Consider the following 24,163-nt stretch of genomic DNA (forward strand, 5'->3'; position numbering starts at 1 on the left):
CCGTGGGTCCGTCAGGTGTCCGGCCCCGGTGGCAGCTGCCACCGCGCCGGGTGCCCCGGCGGCAGCTCCAAGTCGTCGCGTACGGCGGCGTAGTAGCCCGCGCGGCCCGCGCGCTGTCGCTCCAGCAGCGCCTGCCAGGCCTGCGGGTCCTGGGCGCCCGCCCGGAGGAAGCGCTCCATCTCGATCACGGTCGTCACCCACACCCGCGCCTTCTCCACCACGTCCCGGCTGCCCAGCATCACCAGTGCCTCACCGGAGGGGTCCCGGGCCGCGCTCGCCTGTGCCAGCAGCGGCTCGGCCTCCGCCAGGGGCATCGGGTGCGGATGCGGGTCGTTGCCGAGGTGCGCGGCGACCCGGTAGGTCAGCGTGACCGACTTCTTCAACGCCCGTGCGTACTCGGCGTACACGGCGAGCCGCCGCTCCTCCCACCGGGCGTCCCGCTCGCGCCGGAACCGCTCGCGATCGCTTCGCGCGAGCGCCAGGTAGGAGCCCAGGGCGCCGATCACGACACCGAGGAGCGCGGGCAGCTGTTGAATGAGCGCGGTCATGAACGCACGGTATCCGCCCGGTCGACGACGTAGCGCCGCTTCAACGTCCCTGCAGATCTTTTCACTTGTCGTGCGGGACACCTCTGCGGCAGCGTTCAGCCGTGCAGATCCCGACACCGCCCGCCTCGCCCTGGCGCGTCCCCGGCTTCCGCGTCCTGTTCTCCGCCACCGCGCTGAGCCAGCTCGGCGCGAACGTCGGCTATGTCGCCGTCCCCCTGGTCGCCGTGGCCGCGCTGGAGGCCACACCCGGCCAGGTCGGCGCGCTGGCGACGCTCGGCACGGTGGCGTTCCTGCTCATCGGGCTGCCGGCCGGGGCCTGGGTGGACCGGATGCGGCAGCGGCGTGTCCTCGTCGTCGCCGACCTGGCCCGCGCCGCTCTGTTCGCCTCCGTCCCCCTCGCCTGGTGGCTCGACGCGCTCACCCTCGCCCAGCTCTACGCGGTCGTCCTCCTCAACGGCTGCGCCACGCTGTTCTTCGACGTCGCCTCGCAGAGCGTCCTGCCCCAGCTGGTCGGCCGCGCCGCCCTCGTGCCGGCGAACTCGGCCGTCGTCAGCCTCCAGGCGGTGGGCAGCGTCGCCGGGCGTGGCGCGGGCGGCGGCCTCGTCCAGCTCCTGACCGCGCCCGTCGCCGTGGTCTGCGCGGCGGGCGCCCACCTCGCCTCGGCGCTCCGGCTCCTCGCCGTACGGCACGAGGAGCCCGCGCGGCGCCCGGCCGGGACGGCGGGGCTGCGGGCAGCAATCGCCGAAGGCGTCCGGCATGTGACCGGCAACCGGGAGTTACGCGCCCTCGCGCTCACCGCCTCCCTCAGCAACCTCGGCTCGCAGATCGTCAACACCATGCTGCCGATCCTGTTCGTGCGCGAACTCCGCCTCCCCGCAGGAGCGTTGGGCCTGTACTGGGGAGCGGGCGGCCTCGGTCTCCTGCTCGGCGCCCGCTGCGCCCGCCCCCTCGCCGCCCGCCTCGGCCACGGCCGTGCGCTGGCCGTCGCCGGACTCGCCCTGGCACCCGCCACCCTGCTGGTGCCGCTGATCGGACGCGGTCCGTGGCTGTGGCTCGCCGGCGCCGGCTGGGTGCTGGCCATGTTCAAGATCGGCACGGACAACGTGCTCGGTGTGAGCCTGCGGCAGCGCATGACGCCGGACGTCCTGCTCGGTCGCATGAACGCCACGTTCCGCTTCCTGCTGACGGGAGCGCTGGCGGTCGGTGCCGCGGTGTCCGGTCTGCTCGGCGAACTGGTCGGGGTCAGGGGCGCGCTGTGGGCGGGCGCCGCCGTGATGGCGGTGGCGTTCCTGCCCGTGTTCCTCTCACCGGTCCGTAGGCGCCGGGCACTCCCGGAAGAGGAGGCGCAGCGGTCCCCGACCGTCATCCGGTCGGCACGGAGGTGAGCACCGCCGGCACCCCCTCGGTGCCCGCCCCGGACGTACGCCGGTCGCCGAACGCCGCCCCGGCACCCCGCCGTGCACCGTCGCCCGGTGCCCTCTTCGCCGCCGACCGCACCACGCGCGCCCACCGTCCGCGCCCGCCCTTCACGGCCACGCAGGACGTCCTGACCCCGGGCCTGACCCCGGGCCTGACCCCGGGCCTGACCCCGTGCCCTGCGCGCCTGTCGCACGACGCGCTCTGACGGGCCGCCAAGTTCACCGTTTCGTCACAGCTCGCGCACTACCACAACCGTCGGCCCCGCCCGCCGGTCTAGTGGATACAGACCGCCTCAACAGCGTCAGGGAGAAGGCAGACATGGGGGACATACGCAGACGAGGTGCCGTCGTGCTCGGGGTCACGGGGCTGATAGCTCCGCTGACGCTCGCGCTGGGCGCGGCACCGGCGCAGGCCGCGAGCTGTACGACGCAGACGGGGCCGTACCAGAAGCAGGTGGAGAAGTTCCTCGGGCGGCCCGTCGACGGCAAGCAGTCGGCCGCCGACTGCAAGGCCATCCAGGCCTTCCAGAGCAAGCACGGCATCACGCCGAACATCGGCTACGCGGGGCCCGTCACCTGGGGCGTGATGGACCTGATGAACAAGCAGAAGGCGGTGGGCACCAAGCCCAACAAGGACGGCCGGTGCCCGACCAACAAGGGCCGCATCGCCTGCGTCAACCTCACCCTCCAGATCAGCTGGATCCAGGACGGCACCAAGCTGGTGTACGGGCCCGTCCCCGTCCGCACCGGCCGCGACGGGTACGAGACCCGCACCGGCCTGAAGAAGGTCTACTGGCGCAACATCGACCACGTGTCGAGCATCTACGACGTGCCGATGCCCTACAGCCAGTTCTTCGACGGCGGACAGGCCTTCCACTCGGTCGGCGTCAGCATGTGGAACCCGCCGGGCTCGCACGGCTGCGTCAACATGACGACCACCGCCGCCAAGAAGTACTGGTCGCTGCTGAAGACCGGCGACGACGTCTTCGTCTACGGCCGCAAGCCGGGCACCTGACGCGACGGCCGGCTTCCGATCCGGGGCGATCGGCCCCACGAACGGACGGACGGGCAGCCGAACGGACGGGCAGACGGACGTGATCAGCAACACGTCCGTTTTGTCCGTTTAGTTCATCTTTACTCACATCGTCTTCACCTTCGACGCCGTAAGATTCACACCATGTCCACCACTGTTGAACCCCTTTCCGAGCGATCGGCCGAAGAGGTCAACGAGGAGATCCGGGCCCTGTGGCTCCGGTCGGGCGGGACACTGAGCGTCGAGCAGCGCGAGGAGTACCAGCGGCTCGTCATGGAGTGGGCCGCCGCGGCCCCGCACACGGTCTAGGCGGCCTGACAGCCACCCGACCGCGGGGCCCCCGCATCGGAACACGTCCCCGGGGCACCCCCGGCAGATGGGTGCCCTCCTCGCACTGGCCTCGGCCGTCCTCCACGGCCTCGTCGACTTCGCCGGCGGCATCCTGTCCCGCCGCACGCACTTCGTCACCGTCACCCTCCTCGGTCAGATCGGCGGCCTGCTGCTCGCCGTGGCGGCCGCCCTTCTCGTGCCCGTCGCGGCCGTCGACCGCACCGACCTGCTGTGGGGCGCCCTCTCGGGCGTCGGCGGCGGCACGGCGATGCATTTCCTCAACCGCGGACTCAGCCGGGGCGTGATGAGCGTGGTGGTGCCCGTGAGCGCCGTCACGTCCGTCACCCTCTCCGTCCTGTGCGGTGTCCTCCTCCTCGGCGACCGGCCCGGCCTCCTCGCCTGGGCCGGCATCGCCGTCACCGTGTCCGCGCTGTGGCTGGTCGCCGGCGGCGGCACGGACGGCCTGGCCGGCGGCGGCGTGCGCGACGGATTCCTCGCCAGCACGGGCGTCGCCGTGCAGTACCTCGCGCTCGGGCAGGCAGGGGCGTCGAGCGGGCTGTGGCCCGTGACGGCCGGCCGGGTCGCCGCCGTGGCCGTCCTGCTGCCGTTCGCCCGCCGTGCACGGCGGGCGGCGACGGCGGGACTCGGTGTGGCGGCCCTCGCGGTCGGCGCCGGGGCCGCCCTGGGACTGACCCTGTTCCAACTCGCCGCCCACCGCGAACTGCTGGCGGTCGCCGTGGTCATCGCCTCCCTCTACCCGGCCCTGCCCGTCGTCCTCGGACTGGTCCTGCTGCACGAGCGGGCCACCCGCCGACAGGCGGTGGGCCTGGTCGGTGCCGGAGCGGCCACCGTGCTGCTCGCGGTGGGGTGACCTGGCCGACGCCCTGCGGCACCTCACCCCCAGGTCGCCGAGTAGTAGCGCTGGTACGCCTTGCGGTCCTGCTCCGCCCGGATGTACCGCGTCGCCACGAGCGCGACCAGGCTGCCCGCGATCACCAGCAGGCCGGGCCCGATGTTGCGGGGGTCGGTGAGACGGGAGACGAGGGTCGCGCCGTCGAAGCCGCCCGTCACCGGAGTCGTCGAACCCGGCGAGGCCGCACCCGGGGCGACCGACGCGGCGGTCGGCGAGGACGACGGCTCGGGAGCGCCCTCGGACGGGGCGGGCGAGGCACCGTTCTGCGCGTCGTCGGACGGCGCCGCCACGATCAGCTGCACCCCGAGCTGGGCCAGCGCCTTCGTCACCGGCTGGAAGTACGTCGTACCGCCCGAGGTGCAGTCGCCGCTGCCGCCCGAGGTGACGCCGAGCGCGATGCCCTCGGAGAACATCGGGCCGCCGCTGTCACCGGACTCGGCGCACACCGTCGTCTCGATCAGCCCGGAGACGGTGCCCTCCGGATAGTTGACCGTCGCGTCGAGGCCGGTGACCTCGCCGTCGCGCAGCCCGGTCGTGCTGCCGCTGCGGAACACCCGCTGCCCGACGGCCGCGTCGCCCACGCCCGTGATCCGCACGCCGTTGCCGTCCCCGATGGCCACGATGTCCGCGCCGTCGCCGGCGTCCCCGCTCTCGTACTCCACGAGGGAGAAGTCCCCGCCGGGGAAGTTCGAGTTCACCGTCCGGCCCAGCTGCCGGTTGCCCTGGTTGTCCGCGAACCATACGGACCCGGTCGGCCCGCAGTGCCCGGCGGTCAGGATGAAGTCGCTCGACCCGTTGGTGACGTTGAAGCCCGCCGAACAGCGCCCGCCGGTCGACAGGATGGGCTGGGCGCCGTTGATGCGGGTGGTGAAGGTGCCGGAGGTGCGCTCCATGCGGACGAAGCTGCCGATGCCGGACGCGACCTTCGTCAGCTCGGCCCAGTCGGAGGACGACACGGTGCTGTCCCCGCGCACGACGACCTGGTTGGACTTGTAGTCCATCACCCACGCGGTCCCGGCGACCCGGGGCGCCGAACGCAGCGTCGCCGCGGCCGACCTCAGCTCGTTCATGCTGTGCCCGACGACCTTCGCCTCGGCGCCCGCGCTGCGGACCGTCGCCGCCGTCGTCTCGTCGGTGACGGCGACGACCGGACGCCCGTCCGAGTCGACCCAGGTGCCCGCCGTACGGGAGGTGCCGAGCCGCTTCACCAGGTCCGCCCCGGTGCTCGCGACGGACCGCGCCGCATCGCCCGGCACCGTCGACGTGCCGGGCGTCTCGGTCGCCATGGCCGCCTGGGTGACCATGGTCCCTCCCAGGAGGAGTCCGCCGACTGCCGCCAGCCGTGTCACTCGCCGGACGATCCGTCGTCGTACGTGCCGCATGCATGGCTCCCGAAACCCCGAACGCGCGGTACCGACACCGCGGGGCCCTCCGGTCGTCGAGCGCCCTCATCTCCATACGTGCCGGGACCCCGCGGTGTTCACCCCGGGAGGGATCACCTCACGGCTTGCGGGCCACCCCGCCGAACATGGCCACCTCCTCCGGCTCCGGCCCGCCGGTTGTCTCCGGGCGCCAGCGCGAGCAGGACACCACGCCCGGCTCCAGCAGCTCCAGGCCGTCGAAGAAACGGTTCACGTCCTCGGGCGTGCGCTGGGTCAGCTTCGGTGTGCCGTGCTCGTTCCAGAACTTCACGGCCTCGTCCACGTCCGGCATCGCCGGGGAGGTGACGGTGTGCGACAGCACCAGGTGGCTGCCCGGGGGCAGCGCGTCCACCAGACGGCGCACCAGCCCGTACGGGTCCTCGTCGTCGCCGACGAAGATGACCACGCCGAGCAGTATCAGCGCGACCGGCTTGCTGAAGTCCAGCGTCTTCGCGGCGTGCTGGAGGATCGCGTCGACGTTGCGCAGGTCCTCGTCGAGGTAGTCGGTGCGGCCCTCGTCCGTGCTGGTGAGCAGGGCGCGGGCGTGTGCCAGGACCAGCGGGTCGTTGTCGACGTAGACGATCCGGGACTCCGGGGCGAGACGCTGGGCGACCTCGTGCGTGTTGTCCGCGGTGGGCAGGCCGGTGCCGATGTCGAGGAACTGGCGTATCCCGGCGTCGGAGACCAGGTGGCGCACGGCGCGGCCCAGGAAGAGGCGGTCGGCGCGGGCGTACTCGCCGATGCCCGGGTGCAGCCGGCGGATCTGGTCGCCGGCCGCGCGGTCGACCTCGTAGTTGTCCTTGCCGCCCAGCCAGTAGTTCCAGATGCGGGCGGTGTGCGGCTGGTTGGTGTTGATGCGGTCGCGCAGCGACTGCGCCGCCTCGTCCACGGCCGGCGGGTTCTCGGTCACGGATCAGCTCCTGTGCGTGCCTGGTGAAGAAGTGCCACGGTCAACCTGCAATCTAGACGGAGGAGTTGGCCCGCGCCCACGGTCCCCCGTCTTCGGCCACCGGACCGAGCCGGGCCCAGCTGCGCTCGTCGCCCCAGACCGCCCCCGGGCCGGTGTACGGACGCAGCAGCGCGGTGAGCGGCGGGTCGCCCTCGCCGTTCAGCTCGTCGGAGGCGACCTTGCGGGCGATCCCGGCGAGGAAGTCGGCGAGCTGCACCCGGGCGTCGGACCGTGCGACGACCAGCCGCAGCCCGACGAGCCCGATGCCCTGCCGCCGGGCGGAGTCCTCGATCCAGGCGATGCGCTCGGGGGTGAGCATGTTCTGCCGGTCGTGCGTGAGCAGCACCCGGTGCCCGCCGGCGCTCCAGTGCGCGGCCGTGCGCAGCACGGACGGCAGGAGGGGATTGAGGACCGGAACGAGCGGGGCGGGCCCGTCCCTCAGCGCCGCGCGATAGGAGAGCGCGCGGGGACGGGCCGCCGCGAGCCGTCGCAGAACGTCCGCGCATGCGGTCCCGGGATACGTGTGCCGCAGCCGGTCGACCGTCAGGAAGAACTCCTCCACGGGCGCTTCCGGTTCGCCCTCGGCGCGCACCCGCAGCAGCCGGTTGGCCGCAGCCAGGAATTCCCGCCACTGCGGGGCACGGAAGGTCCGCGGGCCTCCACGGAACAGCGTGACGGCCGCTTCCGCGTCGCCGAGCAGCAGGTCGGCCGCCCGGTCCACCACGAAGAACGCCTTCTCCACGAGATGCACGTACGCGCGGCCGTACAGCGGCCCCTCGGGCGCGAGCAGCCATTCCAGCACGGCCCGGTGCTTCTCCCGCAGCAGATGGTTGGCCTTGTACTCCTCGGCGGGCGAACGAATGCGGTCGCGGATCTCCCGCACGTGCCCGGCGGCCTCTTCCACCGGCATCCGCACACTGGCATGCGCGAACACGAGCGTATTGCCGCTGGTGAGGTTCTCCCCGTCCGACCCCGACTCGTCGCAGGCGACCTCCCTGACGGCGGACGCGTCCGCGAGGGAGGTCCCGTTCACCTGATCCCAGGTCACACCAGAGCCCCCTATCTTGTGCCCATGACCAGGATCCCGCACGAAACGTCCGGTGAACCGAATCCCCTGCGCACCCTCACCCTCGACCGCCTGCGATGTCGTTCGAGCATGAAATGGCGGACCTACCCGGAAGACGTCCTGCCGCTGTGGGTCGCCGAGATGGACGTGCCGCTCGCCGGGCCCGTGGTCCGCGCGGTCACCGACGCGCTCGCGCTCGGCGACACCGGCTACCCGTCGGGCACCGCCTACGCGGAGGCGCTGTCGGCGTTCGCCGCCAAGCGGTGGGGCTGGGACGGGCTCGAGGTCGAGCGGACCACGATCGTGCCCGACGTGATGCTGGGCATCGTCGAGATGCTCAAACTGGTGACCGGGCCCGGCGACCCGGTCGTCGTCAACCCGCCCGTCTACCCGCCGTTCTTCCCGTTCGTCACCCACCTGGACCGCCGGATCGCGGAGGCGCCGCTCGGCGCGGACGGGCGGCTCGACCTCGACGTGCTGGAGGCCGTCTACCGGCGGGCCGTCGCGGGCGGCGGGCGGGCCGCGCACCTGCTGTGCAACCCGCAGAACCCGACCGGCACCGCGCACACCGCCGGGGAACTCGCCGCCGTGGCGGCCCTCGCCGACCGGTACGGGGTGCGCGTGGTCGCTGACGAGATCCACGCGCCGCTCACCGCCGGGGGCGTCGACTTCGTGCCCTACCTCAGCGTGCCCGGTGCGGAGAACGGCCTGTCGCTGATGTCGGCGTCGAAGGCGTGGAACCTGGCCGGCCTCAAGGCCGCCCTCGCCGTGGTGGGCCCGGCGGCCACCGCCGACCTGGCCCGGCTGCCGGAGGAGGTCGGCCACGGCCCGAGCCACCTCGGCGTCCTCGCCCACACCGCCGCCCTGCGCGACGGAACGCCCTGGCTGGACGCCCTGCTGACCGGCCTCGACGACAACCGCCGTCTGCTCACCGAACTCCTGGCCGAGTGCCTGCCCGACGTCGGCCACCGCCCGGGCGAGGCCACGTATCTGGCATGGCTCGACTGCCGCGCGCTGGGCCTCGGTGACGACCCGGCCCAGGTCTTCCTGGAACGCGGCCGGGTGGCCCTCAACTCCGGCTTGGAGTTCGGCACGGGCGGCGCCGGTCACGTCCGGCTGAACCTGGCGACGACGCCGGAGATCCTGACGGAGGCGGTCCGGCGGATGGCGGCGGCGGTGCGCTGACGCCGAGCGTGTCCTGTGGATCAGGCCGGCTTCGCGTGAGGGTGCCTCCTGGCCGACCCGGCACGATCCACTGGACACTCTCTAGACTTCCGGCATGGACACCACGGCGCTGGACACGCTGGCAGCGGGCAAGTACCTGCTGATCACCAGCTACCGGAAGAACGGAAGCCCCGTCGCCACACCGGTGTGGGTGGTGCGGGACGGGGACACGCTCGGGGCCTGGACGGCCGCGGACTCCTGGAAGGTGAAGCGGATCCGGGCCCGCGGCGACGTCCTCGTCGGCCCCTGCGACCTGCGGGGCAGACCGACCGGCAAGCAGGTCCCGGCCACCGCCGAGGTCTGCGACGCCGGGACCACCGCCCGCTATCGCACGCTGATCGCCCGCAAGTACGGTCTCACCGGCCGCCTCACCCTCCTCGGCAGCCGGCTGCGGCGGGGCCTGGACGGCACGGTCGGGATCCGCATCACCCTGTGAACACGGGGGCGTGGACCACGCGGTCCACGCCCCCGCGGGAGGACGGCCTACGGCGCGTCCACCACCGTGCCCGTCAGCACCGGATGGCCGGGAAGCGGCTCGGCCTCGTCGTCGGTCAGCGCGAGGCGCACCGACTCGGCCGGCTCGGCCACCTGGTCCTTCACCGTCGGCACCACGAACTCGGCGGTGGTGGTGCCGGCCGGGATGCCCGTCCACACCCACAGGCTCGCCTGGGACAGCAGACGCTCGGGGTCGGGCAGCTCACCGGCGTAGTCCATCAGCCACTGCGGATCCACGTCCTTGGTGGACAACTCGGCGCCCTCGGTGACCGGCAGGACCCGGACCGGCTGCCAGATCTCCACGTCGGCCGGCTCGGAGAGGGACAGCCGCCAGCTCAGCGTCCCTCCCTCGGTCACCCGGTCCGTGACCGGCGTCAGGCTGACCACGGGCTCCGGGTCGTCGTTCTCCGCGGTGACCCCGCCCCGGTGCGAGCCGACGACGGCGTTGCGGACCGCCTTCACGACCACGTCGTGCTGCGCGTCGTAGGCGAAGCGGGTGTCGCCCTTCACCTCGACCGGTACGTCGATGGCGCCGCTGCCGGGCCGCACGGTCACCAGCCTGTCCGTGCTCAGGCCGGTGTCCGGGTCGAGGACGTGGACGCGGACCTGGCCGGTGCCCTTCCCGGAGACCGAGACCGGAACCCGGTAGGAGCGGGTGCCGGAGTCGCCCTCCTTGACCGTCAGACGGCCGATGTCGACGCGCGGCAGGGCCGGCGCCCTCACCGGCGCAGTGCCGGGCGCCCAGCCCCAGGCGTCCATCAGCCAGGCCCGCCCGGCCGGCGAACGCGGTGTGAGAGCGAGGGACTTGACGTGCTTCAGGTCGAGCCCGGCCCGCGTGGCGGCGGTCAGCGGGACGCGCAGCTCGCGCGCCCAGTAGGAGGCGGTGCGCTCGCTGCCCGGCAGCCCGTCGACCGTGACCTGGCCGAGCCGGGCCCGGCGGCCCGAGGAGTCCGTGACCGACACGTCGAGCCTCGTGCCGGTCGTGTTCGGTGGCACGAACACCCGCAGGGCCAGTTCCTCGGCACCGGAGAGCGAGAGCGGTGCGGCCGGGGTGACGCGTGCCGCCGTACCCGGCGCCGACCACTTCAGCTCGACCGCCCGGCGGCCGGTCTCCCGTTCGGTCTCCCATCCCGCGAAGTGCGGCGAGGACCCGGCGGCCTCACGGTCCAGGCAGGCGACGGCCGGGTCGGGGTCGATGGCCGAGCACAGCCGGGCACCGGTCACCGTCACCGGTCCGTCCGGCAGCAGGCCGGCACCGCGGCGCGCGCCGACCGCGTGGGTCAGGACCCGGGCGGGACCCGCGGACGGGGCCCGCCTGCCCGTGCCGTCGAGCAGCGGACGCACCCGGTCGTCCCCACCGACGAACAGCCGGGCCGCTGCGGCGATGTAGGTGGCGCCGGCCTGGTGCTGCTGGTCGGCGGTCAGCCGGGTGGCGGTACCCGGCGAGCAGACCGGGTCGCGCTGCTCCTCGTCGTCCCAGAAGTCGTCCCAGGCGGGCGCCTCGGCCTTGCCCGGCGTCCACTCGCTGTTGAAGAAGTTGTGGTTGGCGCCGACCATGTAGACCGCGCTGTGCAGGGCGCTGCCCTTGCTGACACCGCGCGTTCCGTCGACGTACACCTCGCCCTGGAGGTCGGACACGTCGCCGTCGCAGCCCGGCAGGATCGTCGCCGACGGCACGTCCGCGACCGGATTCTGGCCGAAGATCGTCGGTCCGATGAGGACGGTGCCGCGGATCTTCCAGCGGACCGGGCCGCGGTAGCCGTCCAGGGCGGCGGGCGCCGGGTAGAGGCTGTCCATGGCGGCCCGGTTGACACCCTCGCCGCCGCGCGAGTGCCCCACGAGCAGGACCCGGGAGAGGTCGGCCTTCGGCGCCGTGCGGACGGCCGCGGGGGCGGTGGACGGGCGGGAGGCCCAGCCGGCCCAGCGGGCGAGGTGCTGCCGGACCAGCGACGAGCGCGCCTGGGCGCCGCCGTCCTCGGCCGCGAAGTCCTGGCCGTTGATGCCGTTGGCCGAGATCGACACCGTCACATAGCCCTGGGAGGCCAGCAGTTCCTGGTCCTGCAGGTAGCCCTTGTGGCTCGGGATCGGCTCGGTGCCGGCCGGGCAGGGCCACTCGCCGGTCGCGTACTCCGCGTCGCCCGGCTTGAAGCAGGTCGAGTGGCGGCCGTGCAGGAACAGCGCGAGCGGCCGCTTGCCGGTGGCCCCGGCCGGCGCCACCACGACGGCCTCCATCTCCACCGGGGCGGAGAAACCGGGCAGCTTCACCGGGTCGAGGGCGTACTCGCCGGTGACCGTGCGGTACGCGCCGGGCTTGCCGGGGTCGACCGGGTTCGCCGGCACCTGCGCCGACGGCCGCGGCGCGGCCGGCGAACGGGCCCCGTCGGTCGCGGAGTTGTCGGCGGGTGCGTCCAGGCGGCGTCCGCCCGCGAGGACGCGCAGGTCCTTCAGGGGCGCGTCGGCGGCGTCTTCCAGGGCGAGCCGGAACGTGCGGCCGTCCTTGGCCGCCTTCGGTACGCCGAGCATGCGGTTGGCCGCGTGGAACTCCACACGGGCGTCGCCCATGGGCACGCGCGTGGCCGACCTCCACACCAGTTCGCGTGCGCTGCCCTCCCCGGTGACGCGCCAGCCGGGCGGCAGGGCGTTGTCGGTGGCGGTGGCCAACGGTCTGGTCTCGGCCGGTTGCCGGGCGTGTGCCAGTTCCGGTGTTCCCGCCAGGGCCGCGAGCGCGGCCACGGCGGTGACACCTATTCGCCGGGCACGGATCAAGGGTTCACTCCTCACCACTTGGAGCGCGGGAGCCACCGTCGGTACCGGAGGCCCCTCGCGTCACGGAGGAAGCGAAACCGATGCTGTGGGTTGCCCGTGGTGGTGGATCCGGTCCGCCGACCGCAAGGATCCGGTCACCGGCGACCAGCCGCCCGGCGCGCGGGAAAGGCCATGCGCAGGAGCCGAACTCCCCCTCCGCGCGCGGCCGTCGTCGGCGCCGGACACCGCACCCGGACCTCCACGCGCGACCTCGCACATCCTGGACCCCGGCGACTCCCTCCACGCCGCCGCCAACTGCCGCTTCGCGCTCGCCCCGGCCGTCGGGCCCGGCCGGGTCGGCGGGATGGGCGCTCACCGGTTCGCCGCCCGTCCGTGAGACCGCGCCGATCAGCGCGCGGGCAGCCCGGCAGCACGACGACCCCGTCATCTTCGGCAAGGGCGGCCCCCACCTGTGCCGGGGCGACCTGTCGGCCCGCACCGAGCTCCCGAGCGTGTTCGAGGAGCTGATCCGCGTCCGGCCGACGTCCGGCTGGCCGGCGAGGTCCCGCGAGTGCGGTCCACCTTCGTCGAGGGCATCGAGAGGCCAGGGCATCAAGCGGCTGCCGGTCGAGGTGACGCTGGCCTGATCTCCGGCACCGCGGCACTCAGTTCCCCTTGGGGAGGGAACTGAGTGCCATCACCGGTGGCCCGGGTGTTACGTTCCCCGGTATGAGCTCCAGTGACAGCGCCGGGACGGCCGGCGCCAAGCCGCCCATGCGGGACGCCCTGGTCGCGGCGGCCTTCCGGCTGTTCCTGGAGCGGGGCTACGAGCAGACCACGGTCGACGACATCGTGGCCCTCGCGGGGGTCGGCCGGCGCTCCTTCTTCCGTTACTTCCCCTCCAAGGAGGACGTGGTCTTCCCCGACCACGAGCGCTGTCTGGCCGACATGACCGCGTTCCTCGCCGCGAGCGACGCGGAGGCCGAGCCGGTGCGCCGGGTGTGCGACGCCGCCCGGCTGGTGCTGCGCATGTACGCGGAGAACCCCTCCTTCTCCGTCCAGCGCTACCGGCTCACCAAGAGGGTTCCCGGGCTGCGGGCGTACGAGCTGTCGGTGGTGTGGCGCTACGAGCGCGCCCTCGCCGAGTACCTGCGCGGCCGCTTCGCCGGCCGGCCCGACGGCAATCTCCGGGCGGACGTCATCGCGGCGGCCGTGGTCGCCGCGCACAACAACGCCCTGCGCTCCTGGCTGCGGTCGGACGGGCAGGGTGACGCGAGCGCGACGGTGGACCACGCGCTCGCATACGTGCAGTCGGCGTTCGGCGCTCCGCCGGCCGCGCCCTCCGCCCCCGCTCCGGCCCTCGCCACGAGCCCGACCCCGACCACGGCACCGAGCACGACCGGGGAACGGCCGGGGGAACGGCCGGAGGACGTGGTCGTGGTCGTGTGCCGGCGCGGGGTGCCCCTGTGGCGGGTGGTGCAGGAGGTCGAGACGGCCCTCGGGCGGGAGTGACCTCGCGGAATGTTCACCAGGTCCCCTCCTTTTTAGGGGTACGCAGTGCCTTTACGAGTGGCACTGAGTGCCATACGCTGTCGGCGTGCACGGTGGCACGGTCAACCGGGCACGTGCGTGCGCGGGTGCGTCGCGTACGCGGGATTCCGGCCGAGCGCAGGGAGTTGACCAGCGTGTACCACCACTCAGGAAGCGCCGTTCAGCAGGCGACGGGTTTCTCGGCGGGCGTCCTCGACCACCGGGGCACGGACGCCGAGGCGATCCACTTCCAGCGCTGCACCTGGTGCGGCACCGCCATGTACCACCGGCTGCTGTGTCCGGTCTGCCAGGGCAGCGACCTGCGCACCGAGCGCAGCGAGGGCACGGGCACGGTCCGCCACTCCACGGTGGTCCACCGCAACACGCCCTCCGCGCGCAACGTGTCCCTGATCGAGATGGCCGAGGGCTTCGTGGTGCGCGGCCGGGTCATGGGCCCGCCGATCGGCATCCACAGCGGTGACCGCGTGCGACTGTCCACGGCCAAGGACCCGGTCCGGGGCGAGCCGGTCTTCCAGCTGGTCGACGAGCCGTACCGGGCCTGGCACTGACGCCCGCCGTCAGGAAGCCCGCGTGCCGAGGGCGGACACCAGGTCCCCGGCCCGCACCGGCTTCCCCGTTTCGAAGCACCGCTCGGCGGCCGGCGTGACCGGCCGCCTCGCCCGCTTCGACGGCCCGCTGCTCCCCGGGCGGCGCCGGCCTCGCCCCGCACTTGCTCGCGTCTCCCGCTACCGCCACCAGCGCGTCGACCGGCTCGGCACCGGCCTGGTGGTCACCGCCACGACCGCCGACGGCACCTCGAGGCGCTCGAGCTTCCCGCCGGCCGGGGCTGGTGCACGGCCCTCCAGGGGCACCCGGAGGACACCGCCCACCGGGATCCCGCCCAGCAGCGACTGTTCGACGCCCTGGTGGTGGCGCGCTGACGTCAGAGCCGCTCGGCGGCCTCGACCACGTTGGTCAGCAGCATCGCCCGGGTCATCGGACCCACGCCGCCGATCGGCGGCGCGAAGGACCCGGCGACGTCACCGACGTCCGGGTGCACGTCACCGAGGACGCCCTCGACCGTGCGGGTCAGGCCCACGGAGAGGACCGTGGCGCCCGGCTTGATCCAGTCGGGCCGGACCAGGTGCGCCACACCGGCGGCGGCCACCACCACGTCCGCCTCCCGGGCGTGCGCGGCCGTGTCCTGGGTGGCCTCGTGGCACAGGGTCACCGTGGCGTGCTCGGTGCTGCGGGTCAGCATCAGCCCCAGCGGGCGGCCCACCGTGACACCGCAGCCGATCACGCAGAACTGCTGCCCGGTGATCGGCACGTGGTTGCGGCGCAGCAGGTCGATGATGCCGCGCGGGGTGCACGGCAGCGGGCCCGGTATCCCCAGCACCAGCCGGCCCAGGTTGGTCGGGTGCAGCCCGTCGGCGTCCTTGAGCGGGTCGATCAGCTCCAGCACGGCGTGGGTGTCGATGTGCGCGGGCAGCGGCAGCTGCACGATGAACCCGGTGCACGCCGGGTCGGCGTTCAGCCGCAGCACCGCGGCCTCCACATCGGCCTGCGAGGCGTCGGCGGGCAGCTCCACCCGGATCGAGGCGATGCCGACCTGCGCGCAGTCCCGGTGCTTGCCGCCCACGTAGGAACGGCTGCCCGGGTCGTCGCCGACGAGGATCGTGCCCAGCCCCGGGGTGATGCCGCGCTCCTTCAACGCCTGGACGCGGAGGGCGAGTTCGTTCTTGATGTCGGCCGCTGCGGCCTTGCCGTCGAGAAGTGTCGCGGTGGTCACGGGAGTGAAGGAGCCCTTCAGGAGAAGAAAGACGGTCCTGTCATCGTACGACCCGATCGGGCCCGCAGATCTCAGGACCGGGGCCGGTGCCCGCTGCGCCGCGGTGCCGGCTCCGCCCCGCCGAGGAGGGTCCGGCAGCGCTCCCCGCCCTGCTCCTCGACCTGGAGCACGATTCGCCGCAGCGGGTCCGCCACGGCGCGGCACTCGTCGTCGGGGAGCCGGCTGGTGACGAAGGCCTCCTCCTCGTCGCGCTCGGGGAGCAGTCGCACCATCAGCTCCTCGTCCTGGCCGGTGAGGCTCATCGCCGGGGCGAGCCTCTCGGCTTCGGTGAGGGAACGCCGGCCGGACCCGGGTGGCTCCTTCGCATCGCTTCCCAAAGGCCGTCCCCGGGCCCCCGGCCGTTCGGCCTCACCCGGGTACGGAGCCCGGGGCCCCGCGCGGGACCGCCCGCGGGCCCACGTACGCTTCCCGCTACCGCACCCACCGCCGAGGAGCCCGCATGCCCGCCGCCCGCCCCCGCCTCCTCTACGTCACCGACCTGGCCTACCCGGCCCGCGGGCGCCGCTACGGCGACGAGGACGTGCTCCTCACCTCCCGGCTGCGCGCCGACTTCGACCTCGCCCTGTGCCACCCCCGGGACGCGGCGGCGCTGATGGACGCCTTCGACGCCGTAGTCGTCCGCAACAGCGGACCAGTCCTCGGCTACCGGGAGGAGTACGACGCCTTCCGCGAGCGCGCGCTGAGCGCAGGCACCCGCGTCTACAACCCGCTCACGGGCCGCGCCGACATGGCGGGCAAGCAGTACCTCGTCGACCTGAGCGCGGCCGGTTTCCCCGTCATCCCCACCGTCGACCGCCCCGAGGACCTGCACCGCCTGCCCGACACCGACCGCTACGTCGTCAAGCCCAAGCTCGGCGCCGACTCCCTCGGCATGCGGACGGTCACCGCGGACGCCCTGCCCGCCCTGGCCGACGGCGCCACCCTCGTCCAGCCCCGCGTCGACTTCGCCCACGAGATCTCCTTCTACTTCGTCGACCACGACCTCCAGTACGCCCTGTACGCCCCGCACCCCGACCGCCGCTGGCAGCTGGAGCCGTACGACGTCACCCCCGACGACCTGGAGTTCGCCCGTCGCTTCGTCGACTGGAACGGCCTCGCGCACGGCATCCAGCGCGTCGACGCCTGCCGCGCCCCCGACGGCGGGCTGCTGCTGGTGGAGCTGGAGGACCTCAACCCATACCTGTCCCTGGACGCCCTCGACGACGCCGGACGGGACGCCTTCGTCGCCGCGATGACCCGCTCCCTGCACCGCTTCCTCGCCGGCTGAACCCCGCCGTGCCCGCGCGCGTATCTCTCCCCGGGGACACGGGACGGAGGGAGACCAGCGTGCCGACACCGGACGAACCCGGACAGCCGCACGAACGCCCGGTCCTGGAGCCCATCCGGGTGCTCAGGCCGCGCAACACCGACGCCCTCGCGGAGCTGTTCCGCGAGATGACGCAGGACACCGGCCCCTACGAGGCCGTCCCCGTGCCGGACCGGCCGCCCGGCGGGGAGCCGGAGACCGAGGAACTCCCGCCGGTGGGCCGCGGGACGCCGCCACGGCAGCGCGGCGCCGGACCGCACCGCGTCGCCGTCGCCTCGGTCGTCGTGCTCACGGCGGCGCTCGCCGGCTTCGCCTGCGCCCTGCTGCTGCCGGGCCGCGACGACGAAGCGGCCGCGCGGCACCCCCCGGCCACCACCCCGGCCGCCCCCGCACCGGACACCGCCCCGGCCGGCACGCCGTCCGCCACGACCGGTCCCGACGGTGCCGGCGCCCTCCGCGAGGGCGACTCAGGCTCCGAGGTCACCGACCTCCAGCAACGCCTGCGACGGATCCCGGACATCTACGACGGCCCCACCGACGGCCGCTACGACAGCGCCCTGACCGAGGCCGTGGCCCGCTTCCAGGTCTGGTACGGCATCCGCGGCGACGAGACCGGCGTCTACGGCGACGACACCCGCCGTGACCTGGAGGCCCGCACCGGCTGACGGGACGGGCCCGCTCGGCGGTCCTACCCGGCGCTCTCCTCCCCGTCCCGAGGCACCCGGATGTCGAGCACGCACACGTCGTCCCGCCGCTCGGGCTCCAGCATCGTGTCGAGCAGCCGCTCCAGCGGCACCGGCCCGGTCGGGGTGGGCGTGGCGGCGGCGCGGGCGAGCCGCTCCAGTCCCCGGTCGATGCTCTCCGAGGGCCGCTCGACCAGCCCGTCCGTGTACAGCACCAGCCGGTCACCGGGTTCGAGGCGGCACTCCGCCTCCTCGTAGCGAGGGCTGTCGCCGGCGCCGAGCAGCACCCCGAAGGGCCGGGCCAGGTAGCGGGCCTCGCCGTCGCGCAGCAACAGCGGCGGCGGATGGCCCGCCTGCGCCCAGACCAGCCGCCGTTCGCGCGGGCTGTAGCGGGCCAGCACCATGGTCGCGGAGCCGTGCGGGTCGCGGGAGTGCAGCAGCACGGCGTTGAGCCGGGCGAGCGCCCCGGTCAGCGACGAACCCGTGATGATCATGCCTTTGGCGGTGAACCGCAGCAGCGCCATCGCGGCGACGGCGTCCATGCCGTGCCCGGCGACGTCGCCCACCACGAACAGGGCGTCCCCGTCGGGCAGTTCGATGGCGCTGAACCAGTCACCGCCGACGTTGAGCCCGGACTGGGCGGGCAGGTAGGCGATGTCGACGCGCAGCCCGGCCAGCCGCACCGGCTTCTTCGGCAGGGGCAGCAGCGCGTCCTGGAGCCGGGCGGCCACCGTGCGCTCGGCCTGGAGCACACCGTGCTGGGTGAGGATGGCCCGTTCACTGGCCACGAGGGCGAGTTCGGCGCTGCGCTGCGCGGTCAGGTCCTGGACGAATCCGTGCACCTCGATGGGCGTGCCGTGGACGTCCGAGACCGCCTCGGCGACCGCCCGCAGGTGCCGGACGCCCTGCCGGGAGACGATCCGGAAGGGCACGTCGCACGGCAACCCCTCCCGCATCAGGTCCCCGATGGCACGGGCCACGACGGGTGTCTCCTCCGGCAGCGCCAGGGCGGGGAGCTGGGCCAGGGGCACGGGGCCGTCGGCGGGGTCGCGGTCGAAGATGGCGAAGACCTGGGAGGACCAGTTCACCTCGCCGGTGACGAGGTTCCAGTTCGCCCAGCCCAGGTTGCCCAGCCGCTGCACGTCGGCGAGCCGTTGCTCCTGCCGGTCCGAGGGGTCGTGCCGGATCCAGCTGACGACCAGCCCGTCGCCCAGCCTCGCCGCCCGCGCCGAGTAGGTGGCCGGCTCGCTGACCCCGGCCACGACCCGCTGCCGGGCGAACGGCTCGCTCTCGTACGGCTGCCCGGAGGCCAGCGTGTCCAGGCAGCCCTGCCACAGCGGCTCCTCGGTCACGGCCGGCCAGCACTCCAGGAAGCGCAGCCCCACCAGCTCACGGCCGCTGCGGCCGACCACGTCGGACGTCCCGGCGGTGGCGGCGTCGATACGGAAGTCCTCCACCCGGCCCGAGCCGGCGTGCAGCGGGGTGAGCAGGACGGCGGCGACGGGCAGCCGGTCGAACACGGTCTGCACGGCGTCCGCGTCCGCCCCGGCGGCGGCGGGCTGCCGGGGACCGAACATGCGCAGCGGCCCGGCGCACAACCGGGCGGCGGCCAGCAGGTGGTCGCGGACCTCGGGGGTGAACGGGTCCGCGCTGCGCCGGAGTATCCCGAGGGCGACGTCGGCCGACTGTCCGGTGGCCACCGGCAGCCAGGCCCGGGTCGGCCACTGTCCGGGCGGATCCCCTATCAGCAGGTACCGCTCACTGTCCTCCTCGAGGTCGTCCAGCCAGCGCGGCCGTCCGGTGTCGAGGGCGTCCAGCGCGGCGATCCCGGTCAGCGGCGGCACCCGGCTCCACTGGCCGGCGAGCGCCTCGTCGATGCCGGCGTGCCCGAAGAGTTCCAGCCCGCCGGAGGGCAGGCGCGTGAAGAGCAGGACCGCGGTGGCGCCGGTGTCCGGGGCGAGGTGCTCCAGCAGGCAGCGGGCGAGGTCCTGAGGGCCGCCGACGTGGGTGAGTGCCTGACCGAGCCGGGCCAGGGCGACGGTGTCGGCCCGGGCCGGTGCCGGGGCGCCCTCCCCGACGGTGCCGGTGACGGCGTCGGCCAGGGGTGGCTCGGGGGCCGTACCGGCGGGTGGTCCCAGGCTGCCGAGGGTGATCCAGCACTCCTCCAGCACCGTCCGGCGCGCCTGCTTCGCCCGCCGCTGGAGCTCCTCCCGCGCGGCGTCGGTGGAACATCCGGTCAGCGCCATCACGGCGCCCTTGGCGCGCTCCATCACGGCCGAGGTGGCCGCCAGCTCCTGAAGCCGGTCCAGCTCGGCGCGCTGGCGCGCCACGACCCGGGTCAGGGCGGCCATGTCGGGCACGGCGCCGGGCTCGGCGGGCCGGGCGGGTTCGCTCGTCACGCCACGAGCATCGCACACGGACCCCAATCCGATCGCGGTCTTGAGCGGCAGCCCCTTCGCCAGCGGCGATGCCTGCGGCCGGCCCCGGAACGGAAGGCCCCGTTCAGCGTCCCGAGCCGCTGTCGACGAGGGCTTCGGTCACGGCGCGGACGCTGCGGGCGATGTGCTGCAGTTGCAGGACCTCGGCGGCGTACAGCTTGATCGTGTGCTCGATGACCGACTCGGGCATCCCGAGACGCGGCAGGTCGGCGCGGGCGGTCTGCAGGGCGGTGCGCGCGACGCGGATCTCGTGCTGGACCTGGATCTGCGCATGGCGGGCGAGCAGCACCGGGTGGCGCAGCAGCGCCGGGTAACTCGCGTAGCGTGAGGGGACCAGTTCGCGCAGCCACTTGGCCGCGGAGCGCTCCCAGTCGTAGCTGCCGGGCGTCTTGACCTGGCACGGCCAGTCCGGGCTGATGCGCGTCGTCGTCAGGGGCATGATCATCGCTTCCGGTGTGCGGTGTCGGGACGGGTGGTCCGACGGGTGTGGGGCGGCCCCGGCCTAGGGGATGACCGGGGCCGCCACGGGCCCTCGCGCCGGCGAGGCCCCGGACACCCTGGGCGCCGACGCGGGTAGGTGACGGCGGCTTCGGGTGTCCGTACTCGAGCCCTTGGTGGGCGGGTGCGACCGTGAGCAGTATTTATATATGCCGACGCCTTTGCAAGACGTATGAAAACATTCATGCGCGAAATGCCGACAATGATCCGTCTGTGCGTTTCCGTGCAGGGGGGTGGGGCGGAGGAGCGCGTCAGTCCCGTAGGAAGAACTGGTGCTGCTCGGCTATCTGTTCGTACTCCTCCAGGCGTGCCTGGGTGCGTTCCGGGCCAGCGTCCGTCATGGCCTGGAGCAGCGCGGCCGCCATCACGCCGGGGGCCGCGTAGGAGTCGAAGACCAGCCGGGAGCCGGTGCCGGTGGCGAAGGTGACGTCGGCCTCGTCGGCCACCGGTCCCAGCGCCAGATCGGTCACCAGCGCCACCTTGAGGCCGGCGCTGCGGGCGACCCGTACGGCGGTGAGCGTCTCCTGCGCGTGCCGGGGCATGGAGAACGCCAGCACCCACGTCCCGCCCGCCTCCCGGGACTGCAGCAGCGCGTCGTAGGCGACGCTGCCGCCCCGGTTCACCAGCCGCACGTCCGGGTGGATACGGCGGGCGGCGTAGGCGAAGTACTCCGCCAGCGAGGCCGAGATGCGCAGTCCGAGGATGGTCAGCGGCGTCGACGCCGACAGCCGCCGGCCGACCTCGATGACCTGGTCGGGGTCGGCGAAGTCGCGGCGCAGGTTCTCCAGGTTCTCGATCTCCGCGTCGACCGCCGCCTGGAGCTCGTTGCTCCGGTTCTCCTCGGCCGCCGCGGGCCCGCCGGCCAGCGTGCCGAGCGCGATCGACTGGAGCTTCTCGCGCAGCGCCGGGTAACCGCTGAAGCCCACCGCGGCCGCGAACCGGGTCACCGAGGGCTGGCTGACACCGACGCGGTCGGCGAGGTCGGTGATCGACAGGAACGCCGCCTCGGTGATGTGCTCGATCAGGTACTGGGCGATGCGCCGCTGACCCGGGGACAGATGGGGCCCGTCGAAGAGGGCCCGCAGCCGTGAGGTGGGGGACACCTCCGCCTCCGGAGCGGTCTTGCCCGAGGTGATCGTGGTCGCCTGTGCGCGTGCCTGCTGAGGCGATGGCACCGGTCCTCCTCCTTTGTCTCCCACGAGGCTCAACATAGCTCACGGCCCGTTCCGGCCCCGGGCGCCGTGACCGGCGGCACGGGCCGTGAGCGGGGCGTACGACGGCGCCGCGGTTCGGGGGCTCGCGGAGCGGATGGGCGGCGGGGCGGCGAGACCTCGGGTGGCGCGGGCGCGAGGTGCGGCGGCCGGGGCACCGGGACGACGTGGGGCTGCCGGACGGTCGGCGGCACGCGCCGCGAGTGCCGCGCACGGCGACGCCCACTACGGGGCCAGCCAAGACGGTGACGGGGGGCGAGGGCCGGGCCGCCAGGGGGCTGGAGTGTGAGTGAGGCCGGGCCGCCGGGGGCTCCCGGCGTGTGGGTGAGGAGCGGAGGCGCCCAGGCGGAGGAGTGGAGGTCGGGCCGTACAGCGTCCGCCGGGCGTGCTGCATCCCACCGGCCGCGTACCGCAACCCGGTAGCCCGCGTACCGCCACAGCCCGGGGCGCCGGACCGGGGGCTCTCAGCCCCCGGTTCGCGGGCGTCCCTGCCGCTGTGACACCGGCGGGACGGGCGGGAGCCGGTCGCGTGGCGGGCTCACGCACCCGCCGCGCGCCGGCTCCCGGCCCCCGGGTGCTACCGCTCCAGCAGTCGCACCGACAGACCGTCCGCCGTGTACACGGGTACGGCCCGCAGCGTGTCGGAGTCCAGTTCGACGCGGGCGAAGCGACCGCGCAGCGCCGGGGCGCCGATCACCCGGACGGTGCTTCCGGCCGCCGGGGGCTTGCGCGGGTCGAGGCGCAGCGACAGCACGCTGTCCTCGCCCAGCACGACCCGCCGGGTCACCGTCAGGACCGCCTTGGGCCGGCCCGCGCGCAGCGTCGGCTCCAGCGTGCCGGCCTCCTGCGCGAACAGCCCGTGCACCCGCACCGGCTCGTCGATCCGCACGGTTCCGCCCAGCACCCGTACGTCCCCGTGGCCCAGCGCGTGGGCGGACGCGGAGACCAGGACGCCGTCCTCCACCACGGTCCCGCCCGTGTACCGGTTGTGGCCGGTCAGGGTGAGCGTGCCGGTGCCCCTCTTCGTCAGGCCGCCCCGGCCGTCGATGTCGTTGCGCCAGGCGTCAGCCGCGTGGAAACCGCCCGCGGACGCGTCCAGCGTGACCATCACGTCGGTGTCGAAGGAGCCGTATCCGTCCGCCGCCGCGAACAGGTTGAGGCGGCCCCACTGTTCGAAGCCGTCCAGCAGCACGTAGCCGGAGGGCAGCGCGGTCGTGCGCAGCACCTCGCGGCGCTGGACCGCGTCCAGATACGGCAGCCGTGTCTCCAGCAGCACCTCGGCGCCCTTGGGCACGGTGAGGGGCTGGTCGCGGCCCTCCCGGGTGAGCACGTAGGTCAGGCGCGGCCCGACGGCCCGTGCGTTGGCGCGCCGGTCGGCGTAGGGGTCGCCGGCGTCGGAGTGGGCGTACGCGAACAGGGTGTCGGCCGTCGTGCCGGACTTCTCGGTGAAGTAGGCCAGGGCCTGCGCCCGGGCCGCCTTCTTCAGCTCGGCGTTGGCCGGGTCGGCGAGGGCGGCCGCGGCGAGGGCGGTGGCCATGACGCGACCGCCGATGACGTCGACGGTGGAGTGCATGCCGGAGACGATCCGGGTGTGGCTGAGCTCGAAGGCGCGGGTCACGAGCTCCTGGAAGCGTTCCGGCACCGCGTACGCGAACGCCAGGGCGGCCAGGTGGAGGGCGTTGGTGTGGCCGCTGGGGTAGCCGCCGTCGTCGGCGGGAGAGGCGCCGCGCTGGCGCAGCAGCTGCGGGGCGACGATCACCTCCGAGTCGTAGACCGGGTAGCCGAGGGCGTCGGTCCTGCCGGTGTCGACGACCTGGCTGTCCTCGTTCATGCGCCACGGACGCGGGTACTGGTAGGCGAACTTGCCGGGGTTGCCGGAGGCGAAGGGGCCGCGCACGGTGTCCACCAGCCTGGCGACCTGCCCGAGGTCCGAGGTGTACGAGCCCGCGCCGATCGCGGAACCGGCCGGGGCGTCGGCGGGCACGGCGTCGCTGACGGTGGTCGGGGGTGTGCCGTCCGGGGCGCTGGTGATCGACGTGACCGCCTTGGCGCCCGCCTTGTAGAGGCCGGCGAGCGGGCCCAGCCCGGCGATCATCGAGTAGCTCTGGTGCTGGCGGTCGTAGAGGAACGCCTCCTTCGCCTGCGCCTCCGTACGGTTGGCGGTGACGCGGGCGCAGTAGCGCATGTTGGCGCGCAGCACCTCGGGCCGCAGCGGTGCGCCGGTGTTCCATGCGGAGCCGGTCTTCCAGACCTCGGCCATACCGCCGAGGATCCTCACCACGGCGTTGGTCTCGGGCGTGAGGTTCGTCAGGACGTTCGTCCGGTAGTCGTCGACGAACGCGGCGGCGCTCGTCGCGGCCTTCGCGTCGGCGGCGCCCAGCCAGGAGACGAGGGTCGGGGCGGTGACCACGGCGGCGGAGCCGCCCAGGGAGGCCTTCAGGAAGCCTCTTCTGTTCACGGCCGAGTGCGTGCGGTGCCCGGCGGGTGACGGCATGGGTGTGCC

The 24,163-nt window shown here is 73.8% G+C and carries 22 protein-coding genes and 1 pseudogene; 12 read left to right on the top strand and 11 right to left on the bottom strand.

Annotated features, from left to right (window positions below; all coding sequences use genetic code 11):
- Nucleotides 1-11: 11 nt before the first annotated feature.
- A complete protein-coding gene (locus ACIBBD_RS12605) occupies nt 12-548 on the bottom strand; it encodes a hypothetical protein (RefSeq protein WP_399419330.1) in 537 nt (178 codons plus the stop codon).
- A gap of 101 nt (nt 549-649) precedes the next feature.
- Between ACIBBD_RS12605 and ACIBBD_RS12610 the strand changes: the two genes are divergently transcribed.
- The 5 genes from ACIBBD_RS12610 (at nt 650) to ACIBBD_RS12630 (ending at nt 4,200) form a co-directional block, all read left to right on the top strand.
- Nucleotides 650-1,933, top strand: a complete 1,284-nt coding sequence (locus tag ACIBBD_RS12610) for an MFS transporter (protein ID WP_399419331.1) — start codon at nt 650-652, stop codon at nt 1,931-1,933.
- The gene (locus ACIBBD_RS12615; RefSeq protein ID WP_399419332.1) at nt 1,930-2,172 is read left to right on the top strand and encodes a hypothetical protein; all 243 of its coding nucleotides are present in this window, start codon (nt 1,930-1,932) and stop codon (nt 2,170-2,172) included. The genes ACIBBD_RS12610 and ACIBBD_RS12615 overlap by 4 nt, the downstream gene beginning before the upstream one ends.
- Before the next feature lie 113 nt (nt 2,173-2,285).
- Nucleotides 2,286-2,981 (top strand): L,D-transpeptidase family protein, encoded by a 696-nt coding sequence (locus ACIBBD_RS12620; RefSeq protein WP_399419333.1) that lies wholly within the window; start codon nt 2,286-2,288, stop codon nt 2,979-2,981.
- A gap of 162 nt (nt 2,982-3,143) precedes the next feature.
- Nucleotides 3,144-3,308 carry a hypothetical protein gene (locus tag ACIBBD_RS12625; protein WP_399419334.1) on the top strand — a complete coding sequence of 55 codons (165 nt, stop codon included), beginning with the start codon at nt 3,144-3,146 and terminating at the stop codon, nt 3,306-3,308.
- A 67-nt stretch (nt 3,309-3,375) separates the two neighbouring features.
- Nucleotides 3,376-4,200, top strand: coding sequence for an EamA family transporter (locus ACIBBD_RS12630; protein WP_399419335.1), 825 nt, complete (start codon nt 3,376-3,378; stop codon nt 4,198-4,200).
- A 23-nt stretch (nt 4,201-4,223) separates the two neighbouring features.
- Here the strand turns inward: ACIBBD_RS12630 and ACIBBD_RS12635 are convergent, their stop codons facing one another.
- From ACIBBD_RS12635 to ACIBBD_RS12645, 3 genes are all read right to left on the bottom strand, one after another.
- A complete protein-coding gene (locus ACIBBD_RS12635) occupies nt 4,224-5,624 on the bottom strand; it encodes a S1 family peptidase (RefSeq protein WP_399419336.1) in 1,401 nt (466 codons plus the stop codon).
- Between the two features lie 118 nt (nt 5,625-5,742).
- Nucleotides 5,743-6,573 carry an SAM-dependent methyltransferase gene (locus ACIBBD_RS12640; protein ID WP_399419337.1) on the bottom strand — a complete coding sequence of 277 codons (831 nt, stop codon included), beginning with the start codon at nt 6,571-6,573 and terminating at the stop codon, nt 5,743-5,745.
- Nucleotides 6,574-6,625: 52 nt separating this feature from the next.
- Nucleotides 6,626-7,660: a hypothetical protein gene (locus ACIBBD_RS12645; protein WP_399419338.1), complete on the bottom strand. Its 1,035-nt coding sequence runs from the start codon at nt 7,658-7,660 to the stop codon at nt 6,626-6,628.
- Between the two features lie 24 nt (nt 7,661-7,684).
- Between ACIBBD_RS12645 and ACIBBD_RS12650 the strand changes: the two genes are divergently transcribed.
- Entirely contained in the window at nt 7,685-8,863 is a 1,179-nt protein-coding gene (locus ACIBBD_RS12650) for a MalY/PatB family protein (protein WP_399419339.1), read from the top strand.
- Nucleotides 8,864-8,957: 94 nt separating this feature from the next.
- The gene (locus ACIBBD_RS12655) at nt 8,958-9,338 is read left to right on the top strand and encodes a PPOX class F420-dependent oxidoreductase (protein ID WP_399419340.1); all 381 of its coding nucleotides are present in this window, start codon (nt 8,958-8,960) and stop codon (nt 9,336-9,338) included.
- 47 nt (nt 9,339-9,385) lie between these two features.
- Here ACIBBD_RS12655 and ACIBBD_RS12660 read toward each other — a convergent pair whose 3' ends face one another.
- A complete protein-coding gene (locus tag ACIBBD_RS12660; protein WP_399419341.1) occupies nt 9,386-12,163 on the bottom strand; it encodes an alpha/beta hydrolase family protein in 2,778 nt (925 codons plus the stop codon).
- Nucleotides 12,164-12,579: 416 nt separating this feature from the next.
- Here ACIBBD_RS12660 and ACIBBD_RS12665 point away from each other — a divergent pair.
- The 3 genes and pseudogenes from ACIBBD_RS12665 to ACIBBD_RS12675 form a co-directional block, all read left to right on the top strand.
- Nucleotides 12,580-12,789, top strand: a pseudogene (locus ACIBBD_RS12665) (cytochrome P450); the annotation flags it as partial.
- Nucleotides 12,790-12,916: 127 nt separating this feature from the next.
- Nucleotides 12,917-13,654 (top strand): TetR family transcriptional regulator, encoded by a 738-nt coding sequence (locus ACIBBD_RS12670; protein ID WP_399419489.1) that lies wholly within the window; start codon nt 12,917-12,919, stop codon nt 13,652-13,654.
- Nucleotides 13,655-13,827: 173 nt separating this feature from the next.
- The gene (locus ACIBBD_RS12675; protein WP_399419342.1) at nt 13,828-14,241 is read left to right on the top strand and encodes a Zn-ribbon domain-containing OB-fold protein; all 414 of its coding nucleotides are present in this window, start codon (nt 13,828-13,830) and stop codon (nt 14,239-14,241) included.
- 374 nt (nt 14,242-14,615) lie between these two features.
- On the opposite strand, the gene ACIBBD_RS12680 is transcribed toward ACIBBD_RS12675, so the two are convergent.
- Together ACIBBD_RS12680 and ACIBBD_RS12685 are read right to left on the bottom strand one after the other, a co-directional pair.
- Nucleotides 14,616-15,464: a bifunctional methylenetetrahydrofolate dehydrogenase/methenyltetrahydrofolate cyclohydrolase gene (locus ACIBBD_RS12680; protein ID WP_399419343.1), complete on the bottom strand. Its 849-nt coding sequence runs from the start codon at nt 15,462-15,464 to the stop codon at nt 14,616-14,618.
- Nucleotides 15,465-15,535: 71 nt separating this feature from the next.
- On the bottom strand, nt 15,536-15,766 hold the full coding sequence (locus ACIBBD_RS12685; RefSeq protein WP_399419344.1) for a hypothetical protein: 231 nt from the start codon (nt 15,764-15,766) through the stop codon (nt 15,536-15,538).
- 197 nt (nt 15,767-15,963) lie between these two features.
- Here ACIBBD_RS12685 and ACIBBD_RS12690 point away from each other — a divergent pair, with 197 nt between their 5' ends.
- Together ACIBBD_RS12690 and ACIBBD_RS12695 are read left to right on the top strand one after the other, a co-directional pair.
- Nucleotides 15,964-16,791 (top strand): hypothetical protein, encoded by an 828-nt coding sequence (locus ACIBBD_RS12690; RefSeq protein WP_399419345.1) that lies wholly within the window; start codon nt 15,964-15,966, stop codon nt 16,789-16,791.
- Between the two features lie 59 nt (nt 16,792-16,850).
- Nucleotides 16,851-17,495, top strand: coding sequence for a peptidoglycan-binding protein (locus ACIBBD_RS12695; protein WP_399419346.1), 645 nt, complete (start codon nt 16,851-16,853; stop codon nt 17,493-17,495).
- 23 nt (nt 17,496-17,518) lie between these two features.
- Here ACIBBD_RS12695 and ACIBBD_RS12700 read toward each other — a convergent pair whose 3' ends face one another.
- The 4 genes from ACIBBD_RS12700 to ACIBBD_RS12715 form a co-directional block, all read right to left on the bottom strand.
- Entirely contained in the window at nt 17,519-19,864 is a 2,346-nt protein-coding gene (locus ACIBBD_RS12700) for a SpoIIE family protein phosphatase (protein WP_399419490.1), read from the bottom strand.
- Nucleotides 19,865-20,015: 151 nt separating this feature from the next.
- Nucleotides 20,016-20,396 (bottom strand): hypothetical protein, encoded by a 381-nt coding sequence (locus ACIBBD_RS12705; protein WP_399419347.1) that lies wholly within the window; start codon nt 20,394-20,396, stop codon nt 20,016-20,018.
- 304 nt (nt 20,397-20,700) lie between these two features.
- Nucleotides 20,701-21,624: a MurR/RpiR family transcriptional regulator gene (locus tag ACIBBD_RS12710; protein ID WP_399419348.1), complete on the bottom strand. Its 924-nt coding sequence runs from the start codon at nt 21,622-21,624 to the stop codon at nt 20,701-20,703.
- A gap of 613 nt (nt 21,625-22,237) precedes the next feature.
- Nucleotides 22,238-24,154, bottom strand: coding sequence for a phosphatase PAP2 family protein (locus tag ACIBBD_RS12715; RefSeq protein WP_399419349.1), 1,917 nt, complete (start codon nt 24,152-24,154; stop codon nt 22,238-22,240).
- Between the last annotated feature and the right edge of the window lie 9 nt (nt 24,155-24,163).

It is taken from the genome of Streptomyces sp. NPDC051315, assembly GCF_044455165.1.
Classification (GTDB): Bacteria; Actinomycetota; Actinomycetes; order Streptomycetales; family Streptomycetaceae; genus Streptomyces.